This is a genomic window from Nostoc sp. 106C, assembly GCF_002154725.1.
GTDB lineage: Bacteria > Cyanobacteriota > Cyanobacteriia > Cyanobacteriales > Nostocaceae > Aulosira.
Window position 1 is genome coordinate 99,157 of sequence record NZ_MTAW01000124.1, and the last position, 26,364, is coordinate 125,520.

Annotated in this window: 18 protein-coding genes; 11 read left to right on the top strand and 7 right to left on the bottom strand. The window is 40.1% G+C overall.

The annotated features are described in order from the left end of the window. Positions 1-125: 125 nt before the first annotated feature. Entirely contained in the window at positions 126-1,178 is a 1,053-nt protein-coding gene (locus BV375_RS18490) for an aromatic ring-hydroxylating dioxygenase subunit alpha (protein ID WP_086762955.1), read from the top strand. A 431-nt stretch (positions 1,179-1,609) separates the two neighbouring features. Here BV375_RS18490 and BV375_RS18495 read toward each other — a convergent pair whose 3' ends face one another. Beyond that, complete coding sequence (locus BV375_RS18495) at positions 1,610-1,882, bottom strand: GlsB/YeaQ/YmgE family stress response membrane protein (protein ID WP_086762956.1); 273 nt, start codon at positions 1,880-1,882, stop codon at positions 1,610-1,612. A gap of 659 nt (positions 1,883-2,541) precedes the next feature. Between BV375_RS18495 and BV375_RS18500 the strand changes: the two genes are divergently transcribed. Further along, positions 2,542-3,015, top strand: coding sequence for a hemerythrin domain-containing protein (locus BV375_RS18500; RefSeq protein ID WP_086762958.1), 474 nt, complete (start codon positions 2,542-2,544; stop codon positions 3,013-3,015). A 280-nt stretch (positions 3,016-3,295) separates the two neighbouring features. On the opposite strand, the gene BV375_RS18505 is transcribed toward BV375_RS18500, so the two are convergent. After that, on the bottom strand, positions 3,296-4,003 hold the full coding sequence (locus BV375_RS18505; RefSeq protein ID WP_086762960.1) for an alternative oxidase: 708 nt from the start codon (positions 4,001-4,003) through the stop codon (positions 3,296-3,298). A 379-nt stretch (positions 4,004-4,382) separates the two neighbouring features. Here BV375_RS18505 and BV375_RS18510 point away from each other — a divergent pair, with 379 nt between their 5' ends. Both BV375_RS18510 and BV375_RS18515 read left to right on the top strand, forming a co-directional pair. Next, positions 4,383-5,615 carry a DUF4336 domain-containing protein gene (locus tag BV375_RS18510; protein WP_086762962.1) on the top strand — a complete coding sequence of 411 codons (1,233 nt, stop codon included), beginning with the start codon at positions 4,383-4,385 and terminating at the stop codon, positions 5,613-5,615. A gap of 931 nt (positions 5,616-6,546) precedes the next feature. Continuing rightward, positions 6,547-7,047 (top strand): sterol desaturase family protein, encoded by a 501-nt coding sequence (locus tag BV375_RS18515; RefSeq protein ID WP_086762964.1) that lies wholly within the window; start codon positions 6,547-6,549, stop codon positions 7,045-7,047. 208 nt (positions 7,048-7,255) lie between these two features. Here the strand turns inward: BV375_RS18515 and BV375_RS18520 are convergent, their stop codons facing one another. The 4 genes from BV375_RS18520 to BV375_RS18540 form a co-directional block, all read right to left on the bottom strand. Then, positions 7,256-7,489: a hypothetical protein gene (locus BV375_RS18520; protein WP_086762966.1), complete on the bottom strand. Its 234-nt coding sequence runs from the start codon at positions 7,487-7,489 to the stop codon at positions 7,256-7,258. A 472-nt stretch (positions 7,490-7,961) separates the two neighbouring features. Continuing rightward, a complete protein-coding gene (locus BV375_RS18530; protein WP_086762970.1) occupies positions 7,962-9,464 on the bottom strand; it encodes an HlyD family efflux transporter periplasmic adaptor subunit in 1,503 nt (500 codons plus the stop codon). Between the two features lie 47 nt (positions 9,465-9,511). Next, positions 9,512-11,731, bottom strand: coding sequence for a peptidase domain-containing ABC transporter (locus BV375_RS18535; RefSeq protein WP_086762972.1), 2,220 nt, complete (start codon positions 11,729-11,731; stop codon positions 9,512-9,514). A gap of 473 nt (positions 11,732-12,204) precedes the next feature. Further along, positions 12,205-12,594, bottom strand: coding sequence for a hypothetical protein (locus tag BV375_RS18540; protein WP_086762974.1), 390 nt, complete (start codon positions 12,592-12,594; stop codon positions 12,205-12,207). A gap of 366 nt (positions 12,595-12,960) precedes the next feature. Between BV375_RS18540 and BV375_RS18545 the strand changes: the two genes are divergently transcribed. The 7 genes from BV375_RS18545 (at position 12,961) to BV375_RS18575 (ending at position 23,867) form a co-directional block, all read left to right on the top strand. Continuing rightward, on the top strand, positions 12,961-14,157 hold the full coding sequence (locus BV375_RS18545) for a sigma-70 family RNA polymerase sigma factor (RefSeq protein WP_086763002.1): 1,197 nt from the start codon (positions 12,961-12,963) through the stop codon (positions 14,155-14,157). A 43-nt stretch (positions 14,158-14,200) separates the two neighbouring features. Further along, entirely contained in the window at positions 14,201-15,352 is a 1,152-nt protein-coding gene (locus BV375_RS18550; protein WP_086763004.1) for a DUF1822 family protein, read from the top strand. 85 nt (positions 15,353-15,437) lie between these two features. Next, positions 15,438-15,617: a hypothetical protein gene (locus BV375_RS18555; protein ID WP_086762976.1), complete on the top strand. Its 180-nt coding sequence runs from the start codon at positions 15,438-15,440 to the stop codon at positions 15,615-15,617. Between the two features lie 15 nt (positions 15,618-15,632). After that, positions 15,633-18,215, top strand: coding sequence for a CHAT domain-containing protein (locus BV375_RS18560; RefSeq protein ID WP_086762978.1), 2,583 nt, complete (start codon positions 15,633-15,635; stop codon positions 18,213-18,215). Between the two features lie 80 nt (positions 18,216-18,295). Then, positions 18,296-19,018, top strand: a complete 723-nt coding sequence (locus tag BV375_RS18565; RefSeq protein WP_086762980.1) for a DUF72 domain-containing protein — start codon at positions 18,296-18,298, stop codon at positions 19,016-19,018. A 342-nt stretch (positions 19,019-19,360) separates the two neighbouring features. Further along, on the top strand, positions 19,361-19,855 hold the full coding sequence (locus tag BV375_RS18570) for a hypothetical protein (protein ID WP_086762982.1): 495 nt from the start codon (positions 19,361-19,363) through the stop codon (positions 19,853-19,855). 25 nt (positions 19,856-19,880) lie between these two features. Further along, entirely contained in the window at positions 19,881-23,867 is a 3,987-nt protein-coding gene (locus BV375_RS18575; RefSeq protein ID WP_086762984.1) for a leucine-rich repeat domain-containing protein, read from the top strand. Positions 23,868-24,083: 216 nt separating this feature from the next. Here BV375_RS18575 and BV375_RS18580 read toward each other — a convergent pair whose 3' ends face one another. Continuing rightward, complete coding sequence (locus tag BV375_RS18580) at positions 24,084-25,550, bottom strand: MFS transporter (RefSeq protein WP_086762986.1); 1,467 nt, start codon at positions 25,548-25,550, stop codon at positions 24,084-24,086. Positions 25,551-26,364: the final 814 nt, after the last annotated feature.

The window sequence follows — 26,364 nt, forward strand, 5'->3', positions numbered from 1 at the left end:
GGTTACTGATTTATCTACACATACTTTATAGCTTGTAGACGCAGTTAGTTTTAGCTTCTAAAGTGATAGTCTGATCTTGAGCCATGTCAAATTGACTTTAGACGCCTACAAGAATACGCGATTCTATGTCCTCTATTTCTCAAGCTGTGCAAAGTCGTGATGTCCGTCAGTTGGGTATCAACCCCAATCACTGGTATGTGGTTGCTCGTAGTAGTGAAGTGACTAAGACACCTGTGGGTGTGGTACTTTGGCAGCAGGCGATCGCTCTTTATCGAGATAGTACAGGCACAATCCATGCTTTAGAAGACCGTTGTCCCCACCGCCAAGTTAAACTCAGTCATGGGCAAGTCGTTGGTAATAACTTAGAATGTGCTTATCATGGATGGCGCTTCGATTCATCCGGTGAATGTGCAGCAGTTCCCTACCTAGCAGAAAATCAGAAACTACCCAGTTGTAAAATCCGTCGCTACCTGGTAAAAGAACAAAACGGTTTTATCTGGCTATTCCCTGGAAATGAATCACCATCGGTAGAACCTCTGGGTTTACCAGAGTGGGAACATCTCAATTACATTGCCACTGTTTCAGTTATTAATTGTAATGCTCATTATTCCTATTTAATTGAAAACCTGATGGATATGTATCACGGACATTTACATCAGGATTTGCAAGCTTGGGCGGAAGCAGCTTTACAAGATATTGATGAAGATGCTACCCGTGTGGATGCCCATTATACAGCACAAAGTTATTATAAAATCGATAAAATTTGGTCTATATCCCAATTATTTTTTCCGGCTTTGCGGCGGTTGCATCCTGAACCTTTGGATGTGAGTTATATCTATCCCCATTGGGCTTCAAGATTGGGACAAGATTTTAAAATTTACTGTCTGCTTTGTCCAGTCAATGAAACGCAAACAAAAGCTTATTTAGTTCATTTCACATCATTAAATGCATTTTGGCGGTTACATAAATTACCTGTGTGGTTTCGGCGCTTTGTCAAGGATAGTTTATTTGGTGCAGCACAGAAACTACTTGATGGTTTAGTAGTTCAAGATGTGAAGATGATTGAGGAGGAACAGCAGGCTTATCTGCAAAATCCAGATAGGCATAATTATGAATTGAATCGAGCTTTGGTGAGCGTGCAAAGGCTAATGAGAAGTCAGGTTGAGAAAATAAAGTAATTCCTAAAGCACTAAGTAAGTTGGCGTAAAAATTTCAAGGTACGTCATTGCGAGTCTAACGAAGTGGAATGTAGACACGTAGACGCGTACTCCTTCGGAGAAGCAAGCTACGCGGAGCGTTGCCGCAGGCTAGCGGCTTCTCGTTCGACGAAGTTGTTCCCGCAGGGTAGCAATCGCAAGGATTTTGGGTGTTTTACATTCTTTTACATAGTTTGGTTTATTTGTGTCGGCTTACTTAGCTAATAAAAAATATCCGCCTTCTTAGAGAAGTCAGATAGTCAGATATCTGGAGTTTTCAATTTTCACATAATTAATAATAGCGCCTACCTTTAATTAGGCAGGCGCTATATATTTCCATTTAATTTCAGGGATAAATAATATTTACATAAACTCCCTGATTTTTACTCATAATGGATTTACAAGCTTATTTTTTAGACAGTACTGCCGCGGTTTAACAAATTCCACAGAAAAACAGCAATGATCGCGCCAATAACCGCGACTATGATACCAGTAATGCTGAGAGTAGGAGCAGTTAATGCCAAGGTTCCCGTAGTAAAGAATACACCTAAACTACCGCCAATAAAAGCACCGATAATTCCCAACAAAATGGTTCCGAGAATTCCACCACCTTGATGACCGGGATAAATAGCCTTTGCGATCGCACCAGCTATTAGACCTAAAACGAGCCAAGCAATAATGTTCATTTTTGTTATTGACAAACGTTTTTCTCGAACAACTTAAGATTATCAATTTCCCTATCAATAACCAATCTGCCATAAGAATTATTTATCCATATATCCAAAGAGGAATATGAACAATACTATGCCTTTTGATATAGACCGTTAATTTTATGAATAAAAATTTAATAGAAATTTTAAGAAAAAGCTCCTAGCAGGTCTAAGACTAGGGGCTTATAAAATTATTGCTTGGTAAATAGTAGTATATGTATTTATGGTTACCTCTCTCCTCTACTTTAAGAATTAAGCTGTAGTATTTCAAAAGTATTGTTAATTTTAAGATTTATAACATAAATGTAGATAGATTTAAGTAAAAAATCTTGTTGTTACTGTCGCCAATCATATCTAATGTGAGTATTTACGAAAATCAGTTTATATCTCTGGACAGAGGTTTATTTATTTTAGGTTAGTAAAAATTTAAATTGGAGAATTTAGATTGTTTTGCCCTTTTTATTGTTCAATTAGATGCAAATTGAACCATCTTTTTTATTGAGCATTTTATTTAATTGAACTAGTAAATTAAAATCTCACTCAAAACTGATTTTGATTTAAATGTTTATAAATTTAATTTTGCAGTGCTTAGCATTACCAGCGCTAAACAAAAGAATTGTTCCAAGGAGCGATAAATGGCTAAATCTCAAACACAAAATATTCTGTCTTTGATTGAAACAGAGCATCGCCAAGTTGAAAAACTATTTGCAGAGGCAGAAAAGGCGAATACCAATCAATTATATGAGTGCTTTAATGAAATATATAAAGCATTGACATTACATACTAGATCTGAAGAGTTAGTCTTTTATCCAGCAATGCAGGAGTATGAAGAGACTAAACAATATATTGAAGAAGCTGAAGCCGAACACGAAGAGGCTAAAATTCTTTTAGAAGAAATTAAGTCTCTGAAACCAACTGATTCAGAGTTTAAAACAAAAATTCAGGAACTAAAGAAAGCAGTTAAACATCACGTAGAAGAAGAAGAAAGTCAAATTTTTAAAGCTATATCTGACTGTATGAGCGAGCAGCAGCTAGCTGAACTGGGGAAAGAGTTTTTAACAACTAAAGGTAAATTAGAAGAAGAAGTTAAAACAGCTATGACAACCTAGGAAAATTTTCAATAATCCTTTGTTGACAAGCCTATAAGCGTCTACGTTGCTTGAGTATCAAGCAAAAAACAAAGCTCAATACTATACAAATTTAGGTAGGCTCCTAATATCTAACTAATATTAGGAACCTACCTAAAAATTTTGAGATTGGCAAGCAGCTACATCAAATATAGGATTGATACTTAAATTTTGAAATGCATATAGATTTTCTCAATAATCAAATCAGATTCCTATAGATTTATAGGTATTTTTAGAATTTCACTTGATTTAGATGTTTATTTTATTGAGTAGATAACACTTCAGGATTACTAACCGCAGATTTTTCTAACATTACTGGTTCGGCGTCGATGCTATGTGGACTCTTGAATGAAAATTGAGCATTAGTTTTTTGACAAGCGACCATAGTTTTTACATGCTCCATCTCATCATCTCGAATTGCCACAAATACATCATAGAGATTGTCAATTGTAGGACGGCGTTCGGCTGGTGTATGAGATGTTTGGAATTCATCAAACAAATAAAGGTCTCCGTTACGGTAGTAACCTATTGCTATCTCAGGTGCAGGTTGTGTCTTCAACTCTGTCTCATGGGCTGTGAGGAATTTGTGATAGCTACTGTAAGCGTGCTCTTCAACCAATTCCATAAAATGATAGGCAGAACGAGGAGAAATCATATACAACGCTACAATGATCCAGTAGTAAACTAATGCAGTTGTTTTCGCTAAAAAGCGATCGCCCCAAAATGCTGCACCTCCCAAAGATTCCATAATCAACAGATGGTGCAATTCATTCCAAGATTCTGCAAAGTGAACCTTGAGCCAATCAGCTTTGCGCCAAAATCCCAGAGTTTCGTAGAGGTGTAAAACCGAGAGATAAGAAAAGTAAGGTACTCGCGCCACGGTTTCTAAGACATAGAAGCGAGGATAAGGGCGATCGCGGTAAATTATATTGATCACAAAAACTAGAACGCTAACTAGTAAGCGAATCATTGCAACTCTCCATGAATTATAGTTATTAGCCTAAATTAGACTGAACATCAAGAAATTTAGCGCCTTCTTAACTCCTGCCTGTTACATTTGCAGTTATAAAAGCAAAAGTTGAGAATTTTGTGAGGAATACGGGCAATGTCAGCAAAAATAAATACACTAAATAATTTAGTACTTGGAAGCTATGTTACTGTCCAATCGCGAATGTGTTCATCTTTCTTAAGATATTGCTTTACTAAAAATGTGAGTATTCTAATTCCCTCATTTGTTGGTCGTCAGAGACTAGAATTTTGATTAGAACTAAGTTATTGGCTCAACAATTTGTTAAACTCCAACTTTTGGAGAGCAAATAGAGCATTGGGAATGCGGAGGGGTTCGCAAAGTGGCTCAAGAGGAACGTACAGGCAACATTGAACGGATCGATCCAAGGGACTTTTCATGGTTCTTTTGGTTTACTTTGCCACTCTACCCATACGGCAGGAGGCGGACAATCCGCAAAGAAGTAGTTAAGGATACAGTCTGGACTTTTGACCAAATGCAGGGCATATTTTATGTTGTCGTGCCCATTCGCATGACCGTTGTCAAACTAGAGGCTGGGGGACTTCTGGTTTACGCTCCTGTTGCACCAACCCCAGAATGTATCCGGTTAGTCAATGAATTGGTCGCAGAACACGGTGAAGTCAAGTACATTATTCTGCCAACTATTTCTGGACTAGAACATAAAGTCTTCGTTGGTCCCTTTGCCAGATTCTTTCCCAAAGCACAAATCTTTGTCGCTCCCAGCCAGTGGAGTTTTCCGCTAAATCTGCCGCTCAGCTGGCTTGGTTTACCCTCAAAAAGAACTCAAATACTTCCAGAAGATAGCAAAATAGCGCCCTTTGTAGACGAGTTTGACTATGCAATCCTCGGCCCTATAGACTTGGGCCCGGGTAGGTTTGCGGAAGTGGCATTTTTTCACAAGCGATCGCATACTTTGTTAGTGACAGATTCAGTAATTTCTGTACCAGAAGAACCGCCTGCGATCGTTCAATTAGATCCATATCCTTTACTATTTCATGCCAAGGAGAATGCCTGTGAAATCGTCGCAGATAATCAGGCAAATCGCCGTAAGGGATGGCAACGCATCTCACTATTTGCTTTGTACTTTCAGCCAAGCGTGTTGGAGGTGATTGGATTAAGTCAAGTATTACGTGATGCTATTAAAGCACCAGAACGTTCTAAAAAAGCTTATTTTGGGTTGTTTCCTTTCAAATGGCAGCAAGATTGGCAGCGTTCATTTGAGGCTTTGCGCGGCGATGGCCGTATATTTGTAGCGCCGATATTACAGACTCTCATTCTCAACCGCGCACCAAAGGAAACTATCGATTGGGCTAATAATATAGCAAGTTGGGATTTTCAGTGGATTATTCCTTGCCACTTTGACTCACCAATCAAAGCTGAGCCATATCAGTTTCGCCAAGCATTTTCTTTCTTAGAACAGCAACCAGCTGTGAGTGCTGGCTTGTTTAATAGTAGCGGTTATCCCTTGCCGCAAGAGGATTTTAAAATCCTCAAGGACATTGATCGCGATCTAAATAAGTTTGGGATTGTACCACCAGCGAAGGATAAAGTGTAGGAATAATTCAGAATTGAAGAGCCTATATATACTTTACTTCGACCTAGCACTTACAGAATACCACTGTATTCCTATTGATCTCTGCAATGTTTGGCTTAAGAATTGCAATTAAGTCTGCCTTGATTGCGGATTTAGCTCCCACAATCATCAGAAATTCTCCAATTCACCGATACCGTCGCGTTGAATTCAACTATGAATTCGCGATCAGAGCAATTAGTAAGTTCGATATGCATCGATTTTTATTAACCAAATTTTAATTATAATTTGATTTTCAAATTTAAATTTACAAATTAAATTTAAAGTCCGAATAAATTTACCTGTAAGCAAATTTTTGTATTTAAGATTCTAATTCAGATACACTGCTTTGAATTTAGAGTCTATATTTTCTCATTTTCAACTCTTATTCTATTTGGCTTAACCATAGTTGAAAGCCTTTTGTAGTTTAGCAGAATTCCTGTTTCTACTAGACTGAAAAATTTCCCAAAACGCCTTAACCTAAATTTGTACCGATTTTAACTCAACCTTTGCTAATCCTGTAAGCCTTAATAAGAAGATTGTGAAGTCAATATGCTAAAATACGGTATCCCGATTGGAGTTTAGATGTATTTATTTCATCAACCCAGAGCTAAAGTCCAGATGAGAGGCTCTTGCAAGTTGCTGTGCAATAGTTTCAAGGCATTAGATTCAGAGCATAAAACTTTTTAAATTGTTTATATTCTGAGCAAAGCAAGTAGAGTGTGGACCTACGAAGTTTATAAATAAAAAAAGTTAGAGGACGCTGCGTTGCAGGGTTTCCTCAGTAGCACTGTGCAAAAAAAAGATAGAACAGATGGTTATCTTTTTATAGCCAGTGTTCGTAGCGTCTACATCTAATGCATAACATCTGCATTTTTTTCTTTGGAGTTTTCTTAATTAGATGTGAGGAGTACAAATGCTTGAGGCTATCGCTGTTGCTTGGCTATTATTATTTTTTGGTGATTTCCTTTCAACCTTCGTTTACCATGTACCCGAGCATGTTTTTGGTAGCCTCCACCTGAAAACGCACCATTCTTGGAAAAAAGACTTCCGCCATTATGCTATTTTGACGTTAAATACCCAGGTTTTATTAGATGGTATTCTGGGTGCTTTGCCTTATTTAGTAATGGCAGTAATTTTGTGGTCTTTCTCCCCAATCGGTGTAATTTCTGGACTACTTTTGGGTCAGGTTCATGTTTGGTGGAGACACATTAGTGTTTTGGATTGGCAAACTCCAAAGCCTGTAACTATTTTGTGTCAGATTTTCTTTATCACTACTCCTGAGAGACATTGGTTACACCATCAAAAAACTAACCAGGGTTTTGGGGATATTTTTACTTTTTTTGAGCAACCTTCACTGATTTGGTTGCGTTGGTTACGCCTGCTCAGGATTCGTTTTCGCTACTCACGTATCTAGCTGAAGTTAACATTTAATGGGATGCTGCCATTTATTTGACACTACAGTCAAGATAAAAGTAAATAAATACAATTTATTCTGAATTCTGGCTTTTGAATTCAGAATTCAGTATTAATTAGTGGCGGTTTTGAATCTCCACTAATTGTTTTGCGCCAAATTAAAAAAGATTCAGTAAATCATAATTTTGAAATATCAGGCAGAGCAGTCGCTATTTTTCCTCATAATCGAAGGACACACAAGGACTTTCAATTTCCTGTGCAGGTTGGAATGAATTACAGAAAATAATGGTAGAACAATTAACCTCAAACTCTTCAGGGTGAGTACATTCCATCGCTCCTGCTACTTTGCTAGAAAAAACACAGTCTTGGCAAATAGTTTGACGTGGCGATGGTTGGCAATACTCTTGACTTAACTGATACTGGTAGTCTATTGAGCCTGACATAAGTAAAAATCCTGTTTAAAGATGTGAATCGTCTGAATGCTCCTAATGTTCAACTCTCATCTTGCCACCTCTTTTTCAGAGATGATCTGTGGTTGAAATAATGCTTTACTAGTTGGAGTTTCAAAGCTGGTTATCCGTTCATGTCTCAATGGCAATGCCTAATACCAATTCACGAAATTATTGATACAAATTACTTCCTCTGCTCCTCTGCTTCCTCTGCTAGCCGATATGTATCATTCTTAAAGTGAAATGGTATAACTGCCATCCGCCTCTGGTATCCAGGCTACAGTACTGTAGCTTTGTGCGATGCTTATGCTCCCTCTTGTGTCCCCATGAAAAGTTCTTTCCCTGATTGTTCTCGCTTCTAGTCGTGACCAAAAGCTATGATCTCCTGCTAGAAATGGCTGTGCATCCGTCGCTACCTCCTGTACCAGTAGCTTCATCAGCTTCCTTTTCGGTGGACGACTATCATCTATAAATCTGCAATCAGTCGCGCTTTCCTGAGGAAGAATTGCAGTACAGTTTCTTCGCGGGATATGATATCTGCCCTACCGTCCATTCCCAATTGAATGTGGCACTGATGTTTACCTTTACCTAAAATCAGATTTTCTGGCTCTATGGTAACTTCATAGAAACTACCAGCCATTGCTGCTTGCGGAGTAGCTGCTGTGTTAGCAGTAGATGCATTGTTATTTTTTTGCGGAGTCATTGCATCTGGAGAAATTGCTTGCACTTTCCCGTTGAGAGTTCCGTAATCTGGATAAGGGCAAGCACCAACCCGCATTTGCACTTTTTGACCGATTTTTAATTTATTTTTATCTTCCGATGGCACTGCTGCTTTAATTATCTGAGGTGCATGGCTGGGGACAATTTGCACTACTTCTTCGCCAGCCCGTAGGGTTTGTCCGGGATTGCGGAGATTGAGTTGGGAGATGATCCCATCGGCGGTGGCTGTGATGGTAGCTTGTTGTAAGTCGAGTTCTATTTGCTTGAGTTCGCTGGTATCGCGCTCTAGCTGTTTTTCTATGTCAATTCTTTGCTTAACTAGAGCTTGGCGTTCTTTTTCTAAGGTTGCTTTGTTACTTTCCCCAGAGGCTGTTTCTTGAGCAATGCGTTCTGTAGCAATAGCTACGTTGGTATTGCTAGGATTAAGGGCAGCGATCGCTCTTTGTCTTCTGGCTATAGCGGCGGCTACTGCTTGTTTAAGTCGCTTGATGGTTTGTTTTTGTACCTCTACTGCGGCTGTTTGCACTGCTACTGCTTGTTCTTGCTGTTGCGCAATTAGTTGGGCTTCTTCCAGTTGATCCTGAGACAGCGCACCTTGTTGGGCTACGCTTTGATAGCGGTTTTGTTTGGACTTAGCTGCACCCCAAGCCGCTTGGCTAGCGCGGAAATTTGCTTGTGTTGATTTTAACTGCGCGATCGCGGCCTGTAATTCGTCCTGAGCCATTCTTATATTGGCATCTGCTTCTTGGAGTTCGGAAACAGTGGTAATTTTTTTATCTCGATACTCGCGATCGCGGCCACTCAATTCGGCTTTAGCAGATGCGATCGCGCGGTTAATGCGGTCAGTTTCCGCGCTAATCTGGTTAATTAGGGCATGAATTTGCGCGTTGATTTGCACTAATTGCAATTTAGCTTGCTGGATATTAGTTTGCAGTTGACTTTTTTTCGTTTGCAGGCGGGAATCATCAATAGTAGCAACCGCATCACCTTTTTTCACTTCCTGATTTTCTTTCACATAAATCTGCATAACCTGACCTTCAGTTGCTGCTTGCACAATTCGCAATTCACCCACCGGACGCACAACCGCTTGTGCTTTAATTGTGACCTTATATTTAGTCACAGACGCAATTGGGATAGCTAAACTCATACCGCAGAGAATAACCATTCCCCCATAAGTAGTCCAACGATTAATTGGAGGGATAAATTCGTTAGTCTGGACTTGGGGGAGGAATTTGGTGTTGCTAACCATAATGTTCTAGAGAAGGGAGTGTGGGAAGTGTGGGGAGAAATGACAAATTATTTAATAATGTGAGATTTACCATTACGATGAGCAGGAGAAGATGCGATCGCTAAATTTTTCTGTAATGGGATAAAGTCGTCTAAAAAGTCTAAATGTTCACCTTGAATTTGTCGCAAATCTTCTGGTGTACCTTGAATTTTTAAGCATCCTTGTTCTAAAAGTACAATCCAATCTGCTCGCTGAATTACTTTCGGACGGTGACTAATTAAAATAGTGGTTTTACCTTGACGATAGTAAAACAATTTATCGAGTACTTGTGCTTCGCTTACAGGGTCAAGAGCGCCTGTTGATTCATCTAAAATTAGGATGGGTGGGTCAGTAACGATTGCTCTGGCTATTGCTAATCTTTGTCGTTGCCCACCGGAAAGATTTGCGCCAAATTCTCCTAAAACAGTTTGATATTTATCTGGTAATTTGCTGATAAATTCATCAGCCCCAGCAATTTGACAAGCCCGAACAATATCTTCAAAACTAATATTGGGATAACTAAAGCGGAAATTATCAATTATTGAACGACTCCAAAAATGAGGTTCTTGGGGAACAAGAATTACCTGTTGTCGCAGACATTCTAAAGAGAGGTCTTGCTGATTATAAATACCATAGCGAATATTACCTGACTGCACTTGATATAAACCAGTAATAAGCTTGGCTAGGGTACTTTTACCACAACCAGATTTACCAATGAAAGCAATTACTTGACCACCATTTATAGTTAAGGAAAAATCTTGCAATAAATCAACTCTACCTGCATGATGAAAGTTGAGTTGAGTACAGGTAATCTCTACATTTCCCGGAATTTCTGCCCAAGGTTTTTTAAAGTCGTTTTCGTCTTCTGGGGTAGCGTCAATCACTTCTGTGAGGCGTTGAATGACAATTTGGGCGGTGATAAATTCATCTGCTAATCCAATTACAGAACTGAGAAAGCCGAGAAAATTACCACTCATGCCGTTATAAGCCATCAATTGCCCAATAGTTAAAGTTTGATTAATTACTAAATAGCTACCAAACCAGAGGATGCCAATATTAATGAAAGTAGAAAGAATACTAATAACTGTGCTGCTATAAAGTCCTAATTTCATCATGCTCCAGCCTAGATTAGCAAGGCGACCGTAATTGCCTTGATACTCTTGCCAAGCTTGGGGAGTAGCTTGGGTAGTTTTTAGCACTTGAACACCGCGAAATGTTTCTACTAGAAAGCCTTGGTTTTCTGTTCCTAAAACAATCGAGTTGCGGGTTTTCTGGCGCATTGCTGGGAGAAACAGCAAACTAACAGCTGTGACAATTACAAAAGCGACGATGGAAGCGATAGTCAATTGTACGCTGTAAAAGAGCATAAAGCTCAAAGAGGCTAAAGCGATAAATAATTGACTGGGTAATCCGAGGACAATTTGCGAAACTAGAGTATTGATGGCATGAACATCACTAATGCGACTGACTACTTCCCCACTTCTTCGTCCTTCAAAGTATGACAGAGGTAAATGTAGGAGTTTGCGCCCATATTCTAGAATTAGCCCTAATTGCAATTTTTGACCGAAGTGACCAATGAGGTGAGACTGGACTAAGCTAATAGCACTTCTAATTAAGTTCATGGCGATAACGCCAATCGCTACGGTGGTGAGTAGTTGGGTATCTCCTCGCACCAATACATCATCTGTCAACAATTGCATCATAAAAGGAGATGTGAGCGAAAGTAGCCCAATGGCAATGTTGATAGCGATCGCTTGGGCGAGAATAAAACGATAAGGCCAAACCCTTTGGATATAACGCCCAAGTCCGCCAATTTTATCGGATTCTTGTTGATAAAAGCGGCTTTCGTCGGGAGTTAAAAGTAACATTACACCATTACCCCAACCAGCCATTAATTCTTGACGGCTAAGATAACGAATCCCTACACCAGGGTCGGCAATTACGTATTTATTACGATTTTTTCCGTATAAAACTACCCAGTGGTAGCCTTTCCAATGAATAATCGCTGGTAAGGGAATTTCATTTAAGCGATCGATAAGTTGAGGATTAGCTTTGACTTGACGAGTATTAAACCCTAATACTTCGCCACCCCGACATAAACCGAGTAAAGAAGTTCCACGCGCACCAGTACCAACAGCTTCTCTAACGCGATTCAAGGCAAAGGTACGTCCGTGATATTTGGCAATAGTGGCAAGACAAGCAGCTCCGCAGTCTTCTTCGCTGTGTTGTAGTACACTTTGGTATTTCATATTCTGCTGCAATTATTGGGGAGTGAATAAAGTTAGGTCATTTGACCCGAATTAATTGAGTTGTTATACGAACTTGAAAAAAGAATGCGACAGATGGGTAGGGCACAACAATGTTGTGCTCTTACGAAGAATTTATGTTTTGCAAACATTATTTAAATTGGTATTAAATCTTCAATTTAAACTGAGACAGGACAATGTAAACTTAGAAATTCAAATCAGTGTTATTTTCTGATACTTACTAAGTGAACTTCTCTGCTCTGACTCTTTACGATGACTTTTAGTATTTATGCACTGAAGAAGCGAAAATTTGGCAAAAAACCTGAAAAATCCTGATGCAGAAATATCGGGGCAGAAAGCCCCGACTTGATTTAGCGTTTATTTTGTCATTTGAGAGTTTTGTTTATTTGGCTCAAAACCCTTAAATAGGGAAAGAAGAGAAGAGTTATGCTTTAATGTCTTTAGCCCACTTCTAATTAAGTAATCCTGTAATCTAGCCGATATTTATATCCATCTCCTTGAACATCCAAATGGTGTTCTCCTGGTGTATTGAATATGGCTTGACTTGCTAGAACATCGTCCTTATGCCACCCATAATCTTTATCCCAGACCATCAACCGTCCTGCGACGTCGAAATCTTCACTTGTTCCGACTTCGTAGTAACCACGATACACTGTTTTAACACCAAAGAGTCTTTTACTATTAAAGTTGATATAAAGATTGTATTGCGATGCAGCTTTTTCTACGTCAATACCGATTAATTCAAATTTGGCACCTCCTTGAATATCAGAACCTTCTTCTGGAGTTAATTCGGTAAAAAGTTGTTCTTGAGCAAGAATAGCCGAAGTAGAAGTGATATTTGACATATTTTTCTCCTTGATTGTATTTGAGTTAATTTTCTGGAAAAGACATCTTTTGAAGATGAACTTGATATTAGATGTTCAATATCTCTTATATAGAAAATATTTGATACATCTAATTTATTTTTTTACACAAACATTGTGTATTTATAACAGTTTTCATTCACTGATATTGCACTTATTAGAAGTACTTGATATGTGAATTTCTCTGCTGACACTCTTTACGATGACTTTCAGTTTTTATGCACTCATGCTGCAAAAACTTTGGCAAAATCTATAAAGTCCTTATACAGTAAGGAATTGGGTTTATGCTTTTGGTTGCATGGCTTTATAATTAAAATCGGCTATGGTTCAAACAGCGGCGAGTTTTCCATGCAAACCCGACAGGCCATTGTTGACATCTTTTCTACGTTTGTGCAATTTGAGGCAGACCAATTTAACCGTTGGGCAACTGACTCTAAATTAAGACGCAGTATGGAAAGTTGCCTGAAACAATCTTCAACACAGGAATCGGATACCTTTTGGGCAATTTACTGGTATAAAGTATGGCACAAACAACCCAGTTCTTTAGCAGTGGGTCATATTTCTGCTTATTTACAAGAAGTGTGCTATTGGGTTGCACGAAAATTTGCCCTCAACTTTCCCACGCAGTCGTCTGTAGCTGACTGTTTTCAAATGGCGATCGCTAGTGTCCCCAAAATCTTAAAAAGTTTCAATCCTCAATACAGTTCCTATTTAAAAGGCTATGCAGAGTTGGCTTTTGAGCGAATTCTCAAGGATGTGATGCGCTTACGCCAAGAAGCTGATATTTGCTCAGACTGGGCAATATTGTATAAACTCAGTCGGAAACGATTAATAAAATCATTACAAAATACAGGTTTTAACGCTCCAAGCATCGAGAGTTACGTTCTAGCCTGGGAATGTTTTAAAGAACTCTATACAAGTGACAACACCAAAATTCGCCAGCTGACTAAACCAAATGCGGTAACTTTGCAGGCTATAACTAACCTTTACAATGCCCAACGTTTGAGCCAATTAAGTTCACCTACCCCCGCAGTTAACGAGCAAACTATAGAACAGTGGCTCTTATCTGCTGCTAAAACTGCCCGCACTTTCCTTTATCCTCAAGTTGTTTCCGCAGACGCACCCCTAAAAGACCAAGAAAATACTAATTTATTAGATATATTGCCTGCTGATGTGCAAACTTCTCTACTTACAGAAATCATTGAGCAGGAAGAAGCAGCCAACCTACGTACACAGCAAACTCAATTAAACCAAGTATTACAAAAAGCGATCGCAGCTTTGGATGCTGAGTCACAAAAACTCTTGCAAGCTTACTACGTTGAGCAACTCACCCAACAAGAAATTGCTAAGCAGTTAAACATCAAGCAATACAATGTTTCCCGTCGTTTGAGCAGCATTAAAAAATCATTGCTGCTGACTCTCACTCAGTGGAGTCAAAACACCTTGCATATTTCCCCTAAATCAGACGTAATAGATGCCATAAACACCAGCTTAGAGGAATGGCTCAAACTTAAATATCAGAAGGGAGACAAGGGGGATAAATAGTCATCGATGCCCCATGCCCACTGCCCTATACCCATTGCCCATTATGTTTAACGCATCTACCCCATTCCCCATTGAATCATACCAATTGTACTTGGAAATTCCTCCATCTCCCCAAGTGCAAGAACGAAACTACTCAACTGCTGGTGCTGATCGGCGCGCTTGGATCAATCAACTTTGTTTGCAAGCATTTTTACCTTGGTTCCGAGAAGAAATTGCACCCGAAGCTAAGATTTATCCTAATGCTGCTGTTTTACCAAGTTTTTGGGAAGTAGTTAATGGTACTGCTATTAGTTTCCATAAATCTCGCCTGGTATTAATTCCCACCCTAGCAATTGATGATGATGAGTTGCGGGTGCCTCAAGAATGGGTAGATATTCCGGAGTGGGCTGCTGACTATTATGTGGCAGTACAGGTAAATCCTGATGATGGTTGGATAAAAATTTTTGGCTACACTACCCATCAAAAATTGAAAACTAAAGGCGTTTATGATGCAGTTGACCGTACTTACAGCCTAGAAGTAGAAGACTTAATTGCCGATATTAATGTGCTGTGGGTGAGTCGCCAACTTCATTCAAAAGAAGCCTTACGTGCAGAGATTGCACCGCTAGCGCCAATTGCGAAAACTCAAACAGAAAACTTATTAGAACGGTTAGGCAATGCGGATGTTAAATTTCCGCGTTTAGCTGTACCGTTTTCCCTTTGGGCTGCATTGCTGGTACATGGAGGCTGGCGACAAAGATTATGCGATCGCCGTCAAGGCTTACCAGAACAACAATCAATTCCCCATTGGTTACAGACAGAAGTAACAAATTTAGCTCAACAGTTGGGATGGGGAAAAAGGGAATTTGTTTTAGCGCCAGCAGGAATGAGGAGTAGAGAATCAGTTCTTGGATTGTCTCGCCAAATAATTATTGCTGGTAATACATACGAATTATGTATTTTCCCTAGTGGCGCATCTGAAGACCATATTTGGCGCTTTGAATTACGAAGTACAATTCCTAGCAGCCAAATTCCTGTGGGGTTGTCACTGCGATTGCTAACCGAAGACTTACAACCTTTTGAAAATAATCAAGATACGGCAATAACTCCTGTCGATTCACTGTATGTAGAAGTAATTTTAGAGTCAGGAGAAGGATTGATTTGGGAAACACAACCCTTACCTGATGATTATGACCAAGAAATTTTGCGGTTTTAAACAGCATGATTTAGATTTCTTAACGTTTTGCATTTGTGTTTACCTTTAAACTGAATTTAAAAACTGTTGGAAAAGAGAGTAGCCTATGGCTAAAAACCAGCAGTACAAAAATAATCCTAGTGGAATTATTTTTGGCAAGAACGCAAGTTTAGATGTCAGTGGTTCGTTTGTAGCGAGTACAGCGAATGCGATGCTATTTGGTAATCTAAGCCTTCCCTACCATGAAGTTAAGAAGTTTGCGATCGCATTCACAGCATTTTTGTAACCTGAAACCAAGAAGATGAAACGCAGCAGCAAAACATATTACCGCACCATCTCTCACCAGATGTTCATCTTTCTGGTATTGGTGACAGCTTTTGTGTGTGTTTTTGATACTCCTGCCACTGCCAAACCTTTGCAGAGAGAGAAGTCTATCCAAACGCCTGATTTGCTAGCACAAGGTAAAGCACTGTATGATGCTGGGCGATTTGCAGAATCTGTGCAGATATTGCAACAAGCAGTGGCAAATTTCCGCAGCCAAGGCGATGAATTACGGCAAGCTGTAGCATTAAGTAATTTGGCATTAGCATATCAAAAACTGGGTAATATAACACAAGCACAGCAGGAAATTACTGAGAGCCTGAAATTGCTTGAAAAGAATCCAACAAAAGTCGGTAAGATTCTGGCGCAAATTTTAGATATTCAAGGTGGTATTCAATTAGACTTTGGGCAAAATCAACAGGCGCTGGAAACTTGGCAACGTGCGGAAGCAATTTATCAACAATTAGGCGATCGCAATGGTATTACCCACAGTCGCATCAATCAAGCGCAAGCATGGCAAGTTTTAGGATTTTATCGTCGGGGTTTGACGTTATTAACTCAATTACAGCAGCAGTTACAGTCACAACCAAACTCGATAACTAAAGTTATAGAATTACGATCGCTTGGGGATGCATTGCAACTAGCTGGCAATTTGCAGCAATCTCGTCAGGTATTGCAGCAAAGTCTCAAAATTGCCGAAAAATTACAGTCTCCTGAAAATGTGAGTGCAGCGTTGTTTAGTTTAGGTAATACGGCACGAGTACAGGAAGATTTACCAGATGCGATCACATTTTATCAACAAGCTGCTGCTGTAGCACCTAGCCCCATTACCAAAGTTCAAGCTCAAATTAATCAGTTGAGTTTGCTTGTTAACAAAGGACAAGTAACAGCAGCACAACAATTATTTCCTCAGATTCAGACTCAACTTGCTAATTTACGGCCGTCGATTGCAACTATCTATGCTCGCATTCATCTTGCGCAAAGCTTGCTGAAGTTAGAGGAACCAACGCCCCAAGTAATAGCTAAAATCTGCGCTAACGCCGTGCAACAAGCCAGAGATTTAGCAGATCGACGAGCTTTAAGTTTTGCCTTGGGCACTTTGGGCAGCGTTTACGAACAAACTCGGCAATGGACTACTGCTCAAGAGCTTACCCAGCAGGCGCTTAACATAGCTCAAACTATCAACGCGCCAGATATTGCTTATCGTTGGCATTGGCAGTTAGGGCGCTTATTGAAACAGCAGGGAAATATTCAAAGTGCAATCGCTGCTTATGATAGGGCAGTTGATGAGTTGCAGACTCTCCGCAGCGATTTGGTAGCTGTCAATCGTGATGTGCAGTTTTCCTTCCGTGAAAGTGTAGAACCTGTTTATCGAGAATCAGTAGAACTGTTATTGCAGTCCTACCAAACTAATCGCAGCGAACAAAATTTAGACAAAGCTAGGCAAAGGATGGAAGCACTGCAACTAGCAGAATTAGACGACTTCTTCCGAGAAGCTTGCATCAATGCCAAAACTGTTCTGCTTGATACAGTAGTAGACCAAGAAAATCCTACAACAACGATTATTTATCCAATTATTCTGCCCCAGCAACTAGACGTAATTGTCAAAATTCCTAAACAATCCCTACGCCATTATGCAATTAAAATATCACAAGCTGAGGTAGAAAATATCCTCAAGCAAATCCGAGAGTATATCCTCGAACCAGACAGAACTGAGGAAGTAGAATTGCTATCTCAACAAGTATATAACTGGTTAATCAAACCCATTGAGTCTGATTTAAAAAATAGTAAAGTCGATACTCTGGTATTTGTACTAGATGGAGCCTTACGAAATGTGCCAATAGCTGCTCTATATGATGGTCGGCAATATTTAGTGGAAAAGTACGCAGTTGCTCTCAGCTTGGGATTGCAATTGATCGAATCCAAGCCTTTGGCACAAACAAAACTTAACGTATTAGCTGCTGGTTTAGTGCAACCGCCACAAGAGTTTCAAGGGCAATTTCCCCCATTACCAGAAATTAAGTCGGAATTCAGTTTGATTTCTCAAGCAGGAGTGACTACCACTCAATTATTAGATCGGGAATTCAATAGTAAGAATCTAGAGACTAAGGTGAATGCCACGCCGTTTAACATATTACATATGGCGACTCATGGTCAATTTAGCTCCCGTCCCGAAAATACTTTTATACTTGCTGCTGATGGGCCAATTAACGTTACGCAGTTTGATAGTTTATTGCGCCGTCGAGATGAAACTCAAACACAAAGCTTAGAAATGCTGGTTTTGAGTGCTTGCCAAACCGCCACTGGCGATAATCGCGCTACCTTAGGGCTGGCAGGTGCATCAGTGAAGGCAGGAGCACGTAGTACTTTAGCTTCGCTGTGGCATATTAATGATAAATCCACTGCTATCTTGATTGGTGAGTTCTACCGTGAGTTAACTAAAATCAAAGTAACGAAAGCAGAAGCTTTGCGTCGTGCTCAGGTGACTTTATTGCAAAAGTATCCTAATTACAGCCGCCCAGCTTTTTGGGCACCCTATGTGTTAGTTGGTAAGTGGCGTTGAATTGGGAAAATACAAATCACGCCTAATTAGTTGCTTGGGCTTGGTGGTTTACAAAAGAATAATATCATTAAGGCAACTAAATGAGTAAGCTGCAAATCGGCACGAGTGGTTGGGTTTATAAACATTGGATGGATATTTTCTATCCGCCACATTTCCCTAATGAACAGCAACTATCATTTTACGCTCAACACTTTTCTAGTGTAGAAATTAACTTTTCTTTTTATCGATTGCCAGAGCGATCTGTATTTGAAACTTGGCACGAGCAAACACCATCTAACTTTATGTTTGCTGTCAAGGGTAGCCGCTATCTCACCCACATGAAAAAGTTAAAAGACCCGATAGAGCCGCTATATCGCTTAATGGAACGTGCATCTGGCTTACAAGAAAAACTAGGGCCGATTTTATTTCAATTTCCTCATACTTGGCATATTAATATTGAGCGTCTTCAACCTTTTGTAGAATTATTACAAACCTATCCACAACAAAGATTTACAGTTGAATTCCGTCATTCTAGTTGGCTAATTCCTGAAGTTTATAAGTTATTAAAAAGTGTAGGTGTAGCCATTTGCTTACCTGTTAGCCCAACAATTCCCCTTGATATTTGTTTGACTAGCTCTTGGACTTATATTCGGATGCACAGCGGGCAATGGAACGTTGGTTATAGCGATGACGAGTTATCTATATGGGCTGAACATATCCGTTCATTTTTAAACCAGGAAATTGACGTTTATGTGTACTTCAACAATGACCCCGATGGTCATGCAATCCATGATGCTCAAAGACTGCGCATTTTGTTGAAGTAATAAGCCATTATTAATTACGTTTTTCTTGATGTGTCAAAGGTATGTAACATAAATCTTAATGTAACAGAACAATTATAGATGTAAGTAGTTGTGCAAAATTAAATATACATTTGTCATTGCGTTGGCGGAACGCCTTCCCGCAGGGTACGAAACGAAGTGAAGTGAAGCAATCGCAAGGGTTTTGGGATTGCTACTCTACGCTTCGGGAACGACTTCGTCGAACGAGAAGCCACTTCGTGTCTACGCTTCGCTTGCAATTACATAAATAATTTCGCGTGAGTACTTATATGAGTTTTCTCAAGTAATATGTTATAGGTACTAAGTGTTATTACTGTAAGGCTGATGTCTGATTCTCAACCTTCTACCGCTTCTCAGGCTAATAACTTGGATAATTTTGAGCTTGAGTTATTGAAGCAGGAATATTTTTTCCTGCAAAACACCATTGAAGACTACAATAAGCAGATTTGGGCAATTAAAGCGCTTGGTATCACTGGAACTGGTGCCGTGATTTTGTTTGCACTGCAACAGAATAAGAGCCTTATTGCTTTACTTGGCTGCGCCATTCCAATCTTTTTTTGGGTTTTAGAGAGTCAGTGGAAGCATTTTCAGCGTGGCTTTTATCCCCGCGTAAGTGAAATTGAAACCATTCTTTTAGAAACCTGCAAATTTAGAGGGCCTGCCATCTTTAATAGCTGGAGTTATTCATTGAAACGGGTTACAGTTCCCAAACGTAAAGGTTATATTTGGGACGGGTTGCTAAATCCCACTGTCTTTATCAGTTACATTTTAGAAATCGTTTTTCTTCTAATTGCTTGGAAGGTAATTCCCTTAATTTGAGGCTGGTTAATAAGGAATTCTCTCAATGGCTCAAACACTGACTTGGCTACATCTTTCAGATCTCCATGCTTGTAAACCGCGAACTGGTTGGGATGCTAAAAGAGTTACGGATACTCTCTGCAAGGATCTTAAGAAAATGCAGAAGCAGCATGGGTTAAGACCAGATTTGATTTTTTTTACGGGTGATGCTGCGTTTGGGCATATTGGGGATAGTGGCGGAAAATCAATAGCCGAACAATTTCGTGAAGCCCATGATTTCTTAACAGCAGTTCGAGAATCTTTTCAGCCAGCCATTGAGCAACGAAATGTTTTCCTTGTACCGGGCAATCATGATGTGAATCGAGATCGCATCACAAGTTTTGAGACAGCTTGGCTAGAACAGCAACATTCGCTTGATGAAATTACACGTATTGTTCAAAGTGCTAGTGCTGATTGGAAGCAGCTTCATAACCGATTAAGTGATTATGCTCACTTCCTTGAAACCTATGGCTATGACCACTTACTTACTGGTCGAGAGCATTTAATTTATGCAGATGCTCGTGAGGTTGCTGGCTTACGAGTTGGCATTGCTGGTTTCAACTCTGCGTGGTCATCGCGAGGTGTTGGACGTACAGAGGCAGGTCGATTATGGATGGCAGGTCGGTTTCAGTTGGAAACTCTGCTTCAAAAACTTCCAAAGCATGATTTTGCTATTGCGCTTTTGCATCATCCTACCAATTGGTTAGTTACTGAAGAAAACCCAAGCTTTGGTAGGCAGTTAGAACGAGATTTTCCTTTTGTCCTACATGGGCATGAGCATCAGGATTTTGTTCGATCTGATGCTTTAACCGGACACACAGTTATTTCAGCAGGAGCTTGTCATGAATGGTCTGAAAGCAAAAACAATGGCTATAACTTTGTACGCCTTGACTTTGCAAAAGTAACGGGTGAGGTTTGGTTGCGCCAATACGATTTTACAGGTGGAGGTTGGATTCCTCGTATTATTCACAATCGAACAGATGATCGAGGATGTTGGGCTTTAGAATATTTAACGCCTTGGATGGAAAAGTTATGTAGTTCTGTTGCTACAAAAAAAAACTCTAACCCTGCTGTAGAAGTATTAATAGATAATATTTCGATTGAGATTACTCCTGAGAGTAAAGTTGATCGAGCAGAAGATTATGAAGTTCGTTATCGTAAAGCTGTCGCTGATAAGTTAGATTATGTGCAGCTTTTTGGCATTGATGTACCCAGAGAATCGAAGGAATATTCATTGACTGTTGCGTATGTATCCTTAAATTTGTCTGATGAAGATGAGGAGACTACAGAAGCAGAAGAATTAGAAGGTGATATTAGCGAAATCACAACTAAAGATCAGAATACATTTCCGGCAGAGCAGGTTTTTGATAATCTTTCTGATAAAGGGCGTTTGCTGATACGTGGGGTTGCGGGTAGTGGAAAAACAACTCTTTTGCGTTGGGCTGCTGTTCAATCAGCCAGAAATGAAGCTGCTTCTAAAAATACAGCAAGACAAAAACTCCCATTGATTAAGCCTTCATTGAGTAAGCTTGATAGAGAACCTGATACTCAATTTTCAGATAATTCTGGGGACTGGCGACAAAAAATTCCCTTTATTATTCGCTTGCGAGATTGTAATAATGGTCAGTTGCCTCGACCAGGAAAATTTCCTCTTTTACTTGCAAAAGAATTACCAGATCCTCCCGCTAATTGGATTGATGATATCTTAAATAGTGGTCGCGCCCTGGTGATGTTTGATGGAGTAGATGAAGTTCCGCAGCAAGCGCGTGATGAAACAATGCGGGAAATCCGTCAGTTAATGAAAACTTACCCGGATAATTACTATGTCGTAACAACACGTCCTGAAGCAGTTGAACGACTTGAGTTTATTGAACTTGGGTTTGTATCTGCGCGGGTTGAACCGATGACCCCTCCTGACCGAGATACCTTCATTGATCGCTGGCATGATGCGATGGAAGTTCGTTTAAGAAATTGGAACGAAGCTGCTGATTTACGACCTTTGGCAAAACGCTTAAAGCAACGACTTGAGGCTACCTCTGCTGTGGCTCGATTGACCAGTAATCCTTTGCTTTGTGCAGTAGTTTGTGCGCTTCATCGGGTACGAAATGAGAACCTTCCAGAAACACCTGTCGAACTATGCGAAAAGCTGTGCGAAATGCTACTCGATCGCCGCGATAAGGAACGTCTGAGCCTTGAAGCTCAAAAATGGATTGATGAAGCTTATGGACGATTAGAATTTCGGGTTCGTAAAGGCTTGCTGTCTCAACTTGCTTACCACATGGTTAGTTCAGGTGTATCTGCAATTACTGAAGCCGAAGCCGATCAGCAAATTACTAAAGCGTTAGAAAGCTACAAGCTTTCTCATATCAATGCTATTGCTATTCGTCGAGCACTCGTTGAGCGCAGTGGGATGCTTCAGGAATCAAGTGAGCAAAGAATTGAATTTTTGCACAACACTTTAAAAGAATTTCTTGCCGCCGAACGTTTTGTTAATATCAGTGATGTTCAGACATTAGCAAATCACAATGATGAAGCTTCCTGGCAACCTGTTATTTTGTTTGCTGTTGCACTACCACGAGATGGTTCTAAGTTTGCTACTGAGCTTGTAAGAGCAATTCTGGAAAAAACTCCTTTAAATGCTCCGTCTAGAGCACGGAAAAAAGAAGCCCGATTAGAAGCTGCAAAAATCAGGTCACAGCAGTTCTTTTTCCTTAGGTGTTACACAAATGCCTACCAACTAAATGATTCAGAAATTAGCCAAGCTTTTACCAAGTTATCAGAACAACTGTTGCCACCGCAAAATTTGACAGATGCAACAGTCTTAGCATCCTGTGGTGAAGCAATTATACCTTATCTTCAAAAGAGAACAAGCTGGAAAGCAGCAGAACGTGCAGCCTGTGTGCGAACGCTGGGATTAATCAGTGATCAGAGAGCAAGGGATCTTCTGAAAGAGTTTCTCGATGATCCGACTCTCAAAGTTGCTCAAGAACTAGCGAGCTTTGTTGATGATTGGAGCCAAATATCAGTCATTAGACAACACGTTGAAGAAGGCGGGCAGATTCCGATTCTAATTCCAAGAAAATTGCGTGACTTAAATCCATTGTCCAACCTGACCAATATCAAAAAGCTAAATCTTTCGTGGACACTGGTGAGCGATGTTTCTGCTCTGGCTAACCTGACCAACCTTACATCGCTAAATCTTTCGTGGACACTGGTGAGCGATGTTTCTGCTCTGGCTAACCTGATCAACCTTACATTGCTAGATATTTCAGTAATGTGGTTAAGCGATGTTTCTGCTCTGTCCAACCTGACCAACCTCATAAGGCTAGATATTTCAGAAACGCAGGTGAGCGATGTTTCTGCTCTGGCTAAGCTGACCAACCTTACATGGCTAAATCTTTCAAGAACTCAGGTGAGCAATGTTTCTGCTCTGTCCAACCTGACCAACCTCACAAGGCTAGATATTTCAGACACGTCGGTGAGCGATGTTTCTGCTCTGGCTAAGCTGACCAACCTGACATCGCTGAATCTTTCAGAAACGCAGGTGAGCGATGTTTCTGCTCTGGCTAAGCTGACCAACCTGACATCGCTGAATCTTTCAGAAACGCAGGTGAGCGATGTTTCTGCTCTGGCTAAGCTGACCAACCTGACATCGCTGAATCTTTCAGAAACGCAGGTGAGCGATGTTTCTGCTCTGGCTAAGCTGACCAACCTGACATCGCTGAATCTTTCAGAAACGCAGGTGAGCGATGTTTCTGCTCTGGCTAAGCTGACCAACCTGACATCGCTGAATCTTTCAGAAACGCAGGTGAGCGATGTTTCTGCTCTGGCTAAGCTGACCAACCTGACATCGCTGAATCTTTCAGAAACGCAGGTGAGTGATATTTCTGCTCTGGCTAAGCTAACTAACCTTGAGGAGCTATATCTTTTAAGAACGCAGGTGAGCGATATCTCGTCCCTAAACAACTTGACCAAGCTCACAGTTTACAAGTAGGCTAATAATTCTTCAAAGCGAGAATATACTTTTGCTTTGGTGAAGCGTTGTTGTAACTGTCACCCAAGAGCGTTAACAATGTGATCGCTTACCATTTGCTTTCTCTTTCAGTAAGCGATCGCCTTTAGTGGAAGTTTTGTGCGATCTCTATAGCGTTGCCCTGGTGGTTTACAAAAGAATAATATCGTTGAGATAAATGAATGGGTAAGCTGCGTATTATTCTGCTTTGATGAAATCTGTTGGTTGTTTGATTGGGAATAGGACTCGTATTAGCTGACCCAGTGGTGTAGAACGCTGTTCCTGAACAAAAATCAAAGGTACAAGTGCAGCTATGCGTAGTAAACCTGAAAGTACAAATAACCCCAATAAACCCCCAGCAGCAGGTACAGTTGCGAGGAAACTACCGACAGTAGTACCGAGCGCACCAGTAATACCTGCAATTGCGCCTGCGATCGCAAAATAGCTGGACTGATGACGCAGTGGTGATATACCCATCATCAAATTGTTGGTACACAAATCAATTGCTGCCCATGTCCCGCCAGCTAACATATGCAAACAGGGTAAGCAAACCCAAAAGGAAATTTCATTGCTGCTGACGAACAACCACAGCAGAGGTGTCACCGCCACTAAAACTCCCACCAATAGCAATAGCGGACGATTTCCAATTCGGTCAGCTAGTTTACCCCATACCAGTAGCATTAACATATTCGCCGCAGTTCCCAGACCGTTATAAACAGTTACCACACTGATATCTATATCCAAATCATCGAGCAAATAGAGGTTAAAGAAGGGGCCGCTGATATTAACAGAAAAGCACCAAATGCTCAAATAAAATACAAACCTCAAAAAATTTCCGTCTTTTAAAAAGCTCAAATCTATCCCTTGAGTTTGTGATTGAGATGTGTCTGAATCGCCAACTTTAAAAAGCTGTGGATTCACATCCTTCATCCAGATTTGACACACTACACTAATTACTCCCAGGATGATTCCGAAAGCCAAAATCACACTGTAACCTTGAAGTTTTCCACCAGGCCAAGCGGATACCGCCAGTCCCAAAAGTGGGACAGCAATAAAGTTTGTTAAACCAAGAATACTATTACGAAAACCGAAATATCTCCCACGTAATCTTTGAGGTACTAATACAGCTGACCAACCAAGCCAAGGCGCACGACCAAAGGCTTCAATGATATTAGCTGCTAACAAAATTCCTAATGTCAACTGCGCTACTGGGTACCCAGCAAGCCCAGATAATTTCACTAACCCAATCGCTGGTAAAAGAATCAACCACAACAGCCGAGATGGAATGAATATACTCATGAAATACGAGCGAAAGCTTGTACTTCTGGTAACTAAATATGCTCCCAGTGGTTGCAGCAGATTCGCCATCTGAGGAATAGCTGCAAGTAATCCAATTTCCGTAGGTCCAGCACCTAACTCTAGCAAGAAATTACTGAGCAAAGCACCGCCAATAATACTATAAAAAATACTCGCGAAGACACTCTCAAAAGTTAGCGCCCTCAAGCTTGTCCGAATTTCTAGTTTAGAAACAAATTTTAAAAACCGTTTCGGAGTCGGAGAAATTACCGTTTCTGTTAAAGCTCTATCCTCTGGGATTTCTTGAATGGGAATAACGGGAAGAGAACTTGCCTCTAAAGGAATGGCATTTTCTTGGTGCGGGTTCATATTAGTGAATCAACATTGAAAAAGTTAAATTTTTATAGCAAATCTTTCCCCTACTAAGACTAGTTAGCGAATTTCATAGAGGATTTCATAAATAAGCTCTAGCGCACTAAAATTGCTCACTTATTCATAGTGATAGTCCATAAGAAGTATTAATTATGAATTACGTTTAACAGCAAAAAATGAAATATAACTATGCCTGGTATCTTCAGCCAAAATGTCAACTAATAGACAGATTATAGTTATGTATCGAAATTGTTCCTAGCTTTATTATGATAATTAGTTTTAGCAAATAACTTCTAAAATTACTACCAGAAAATAATGGTAATATTCCCAAAGTCTGGCTTGGGGTATTATTACTTATAAACCACATCTATTTTGATAACTATAGTTTTAAAAGTAGTGGGAGCAAGATGCTCCCTGATCTTCGTAGCGGGCTTTCCGTCCCGCACTACTCCAGGTTTCAAAATGGCCGAGGTTTAGTAAGTATATTGAGAGCTAGATAGGCAAAGAACAATCTGGGCTTATACAGCCAATACTTTATAACTGAGGCTTGAGTTGAACTTTTGTGATTAGCCTTGCCGCATAGCTGAGGTTGATACTGGCAAGCTATCTTGTTTAAGAATTTATACTGCTAATCGATCTACTATCTAAAGGCTGATTTTAGATATCACATCCTATCTACAACCATTTATATCAGGCTTAAGTATGAGATTTGATTTTGACAAATATATCATGATATTAACATTACCTACCCGACTTATACCAATTCACGAAAAGCCTGATACAAATAAAGCGTCAAGAATAAAATCCCAAA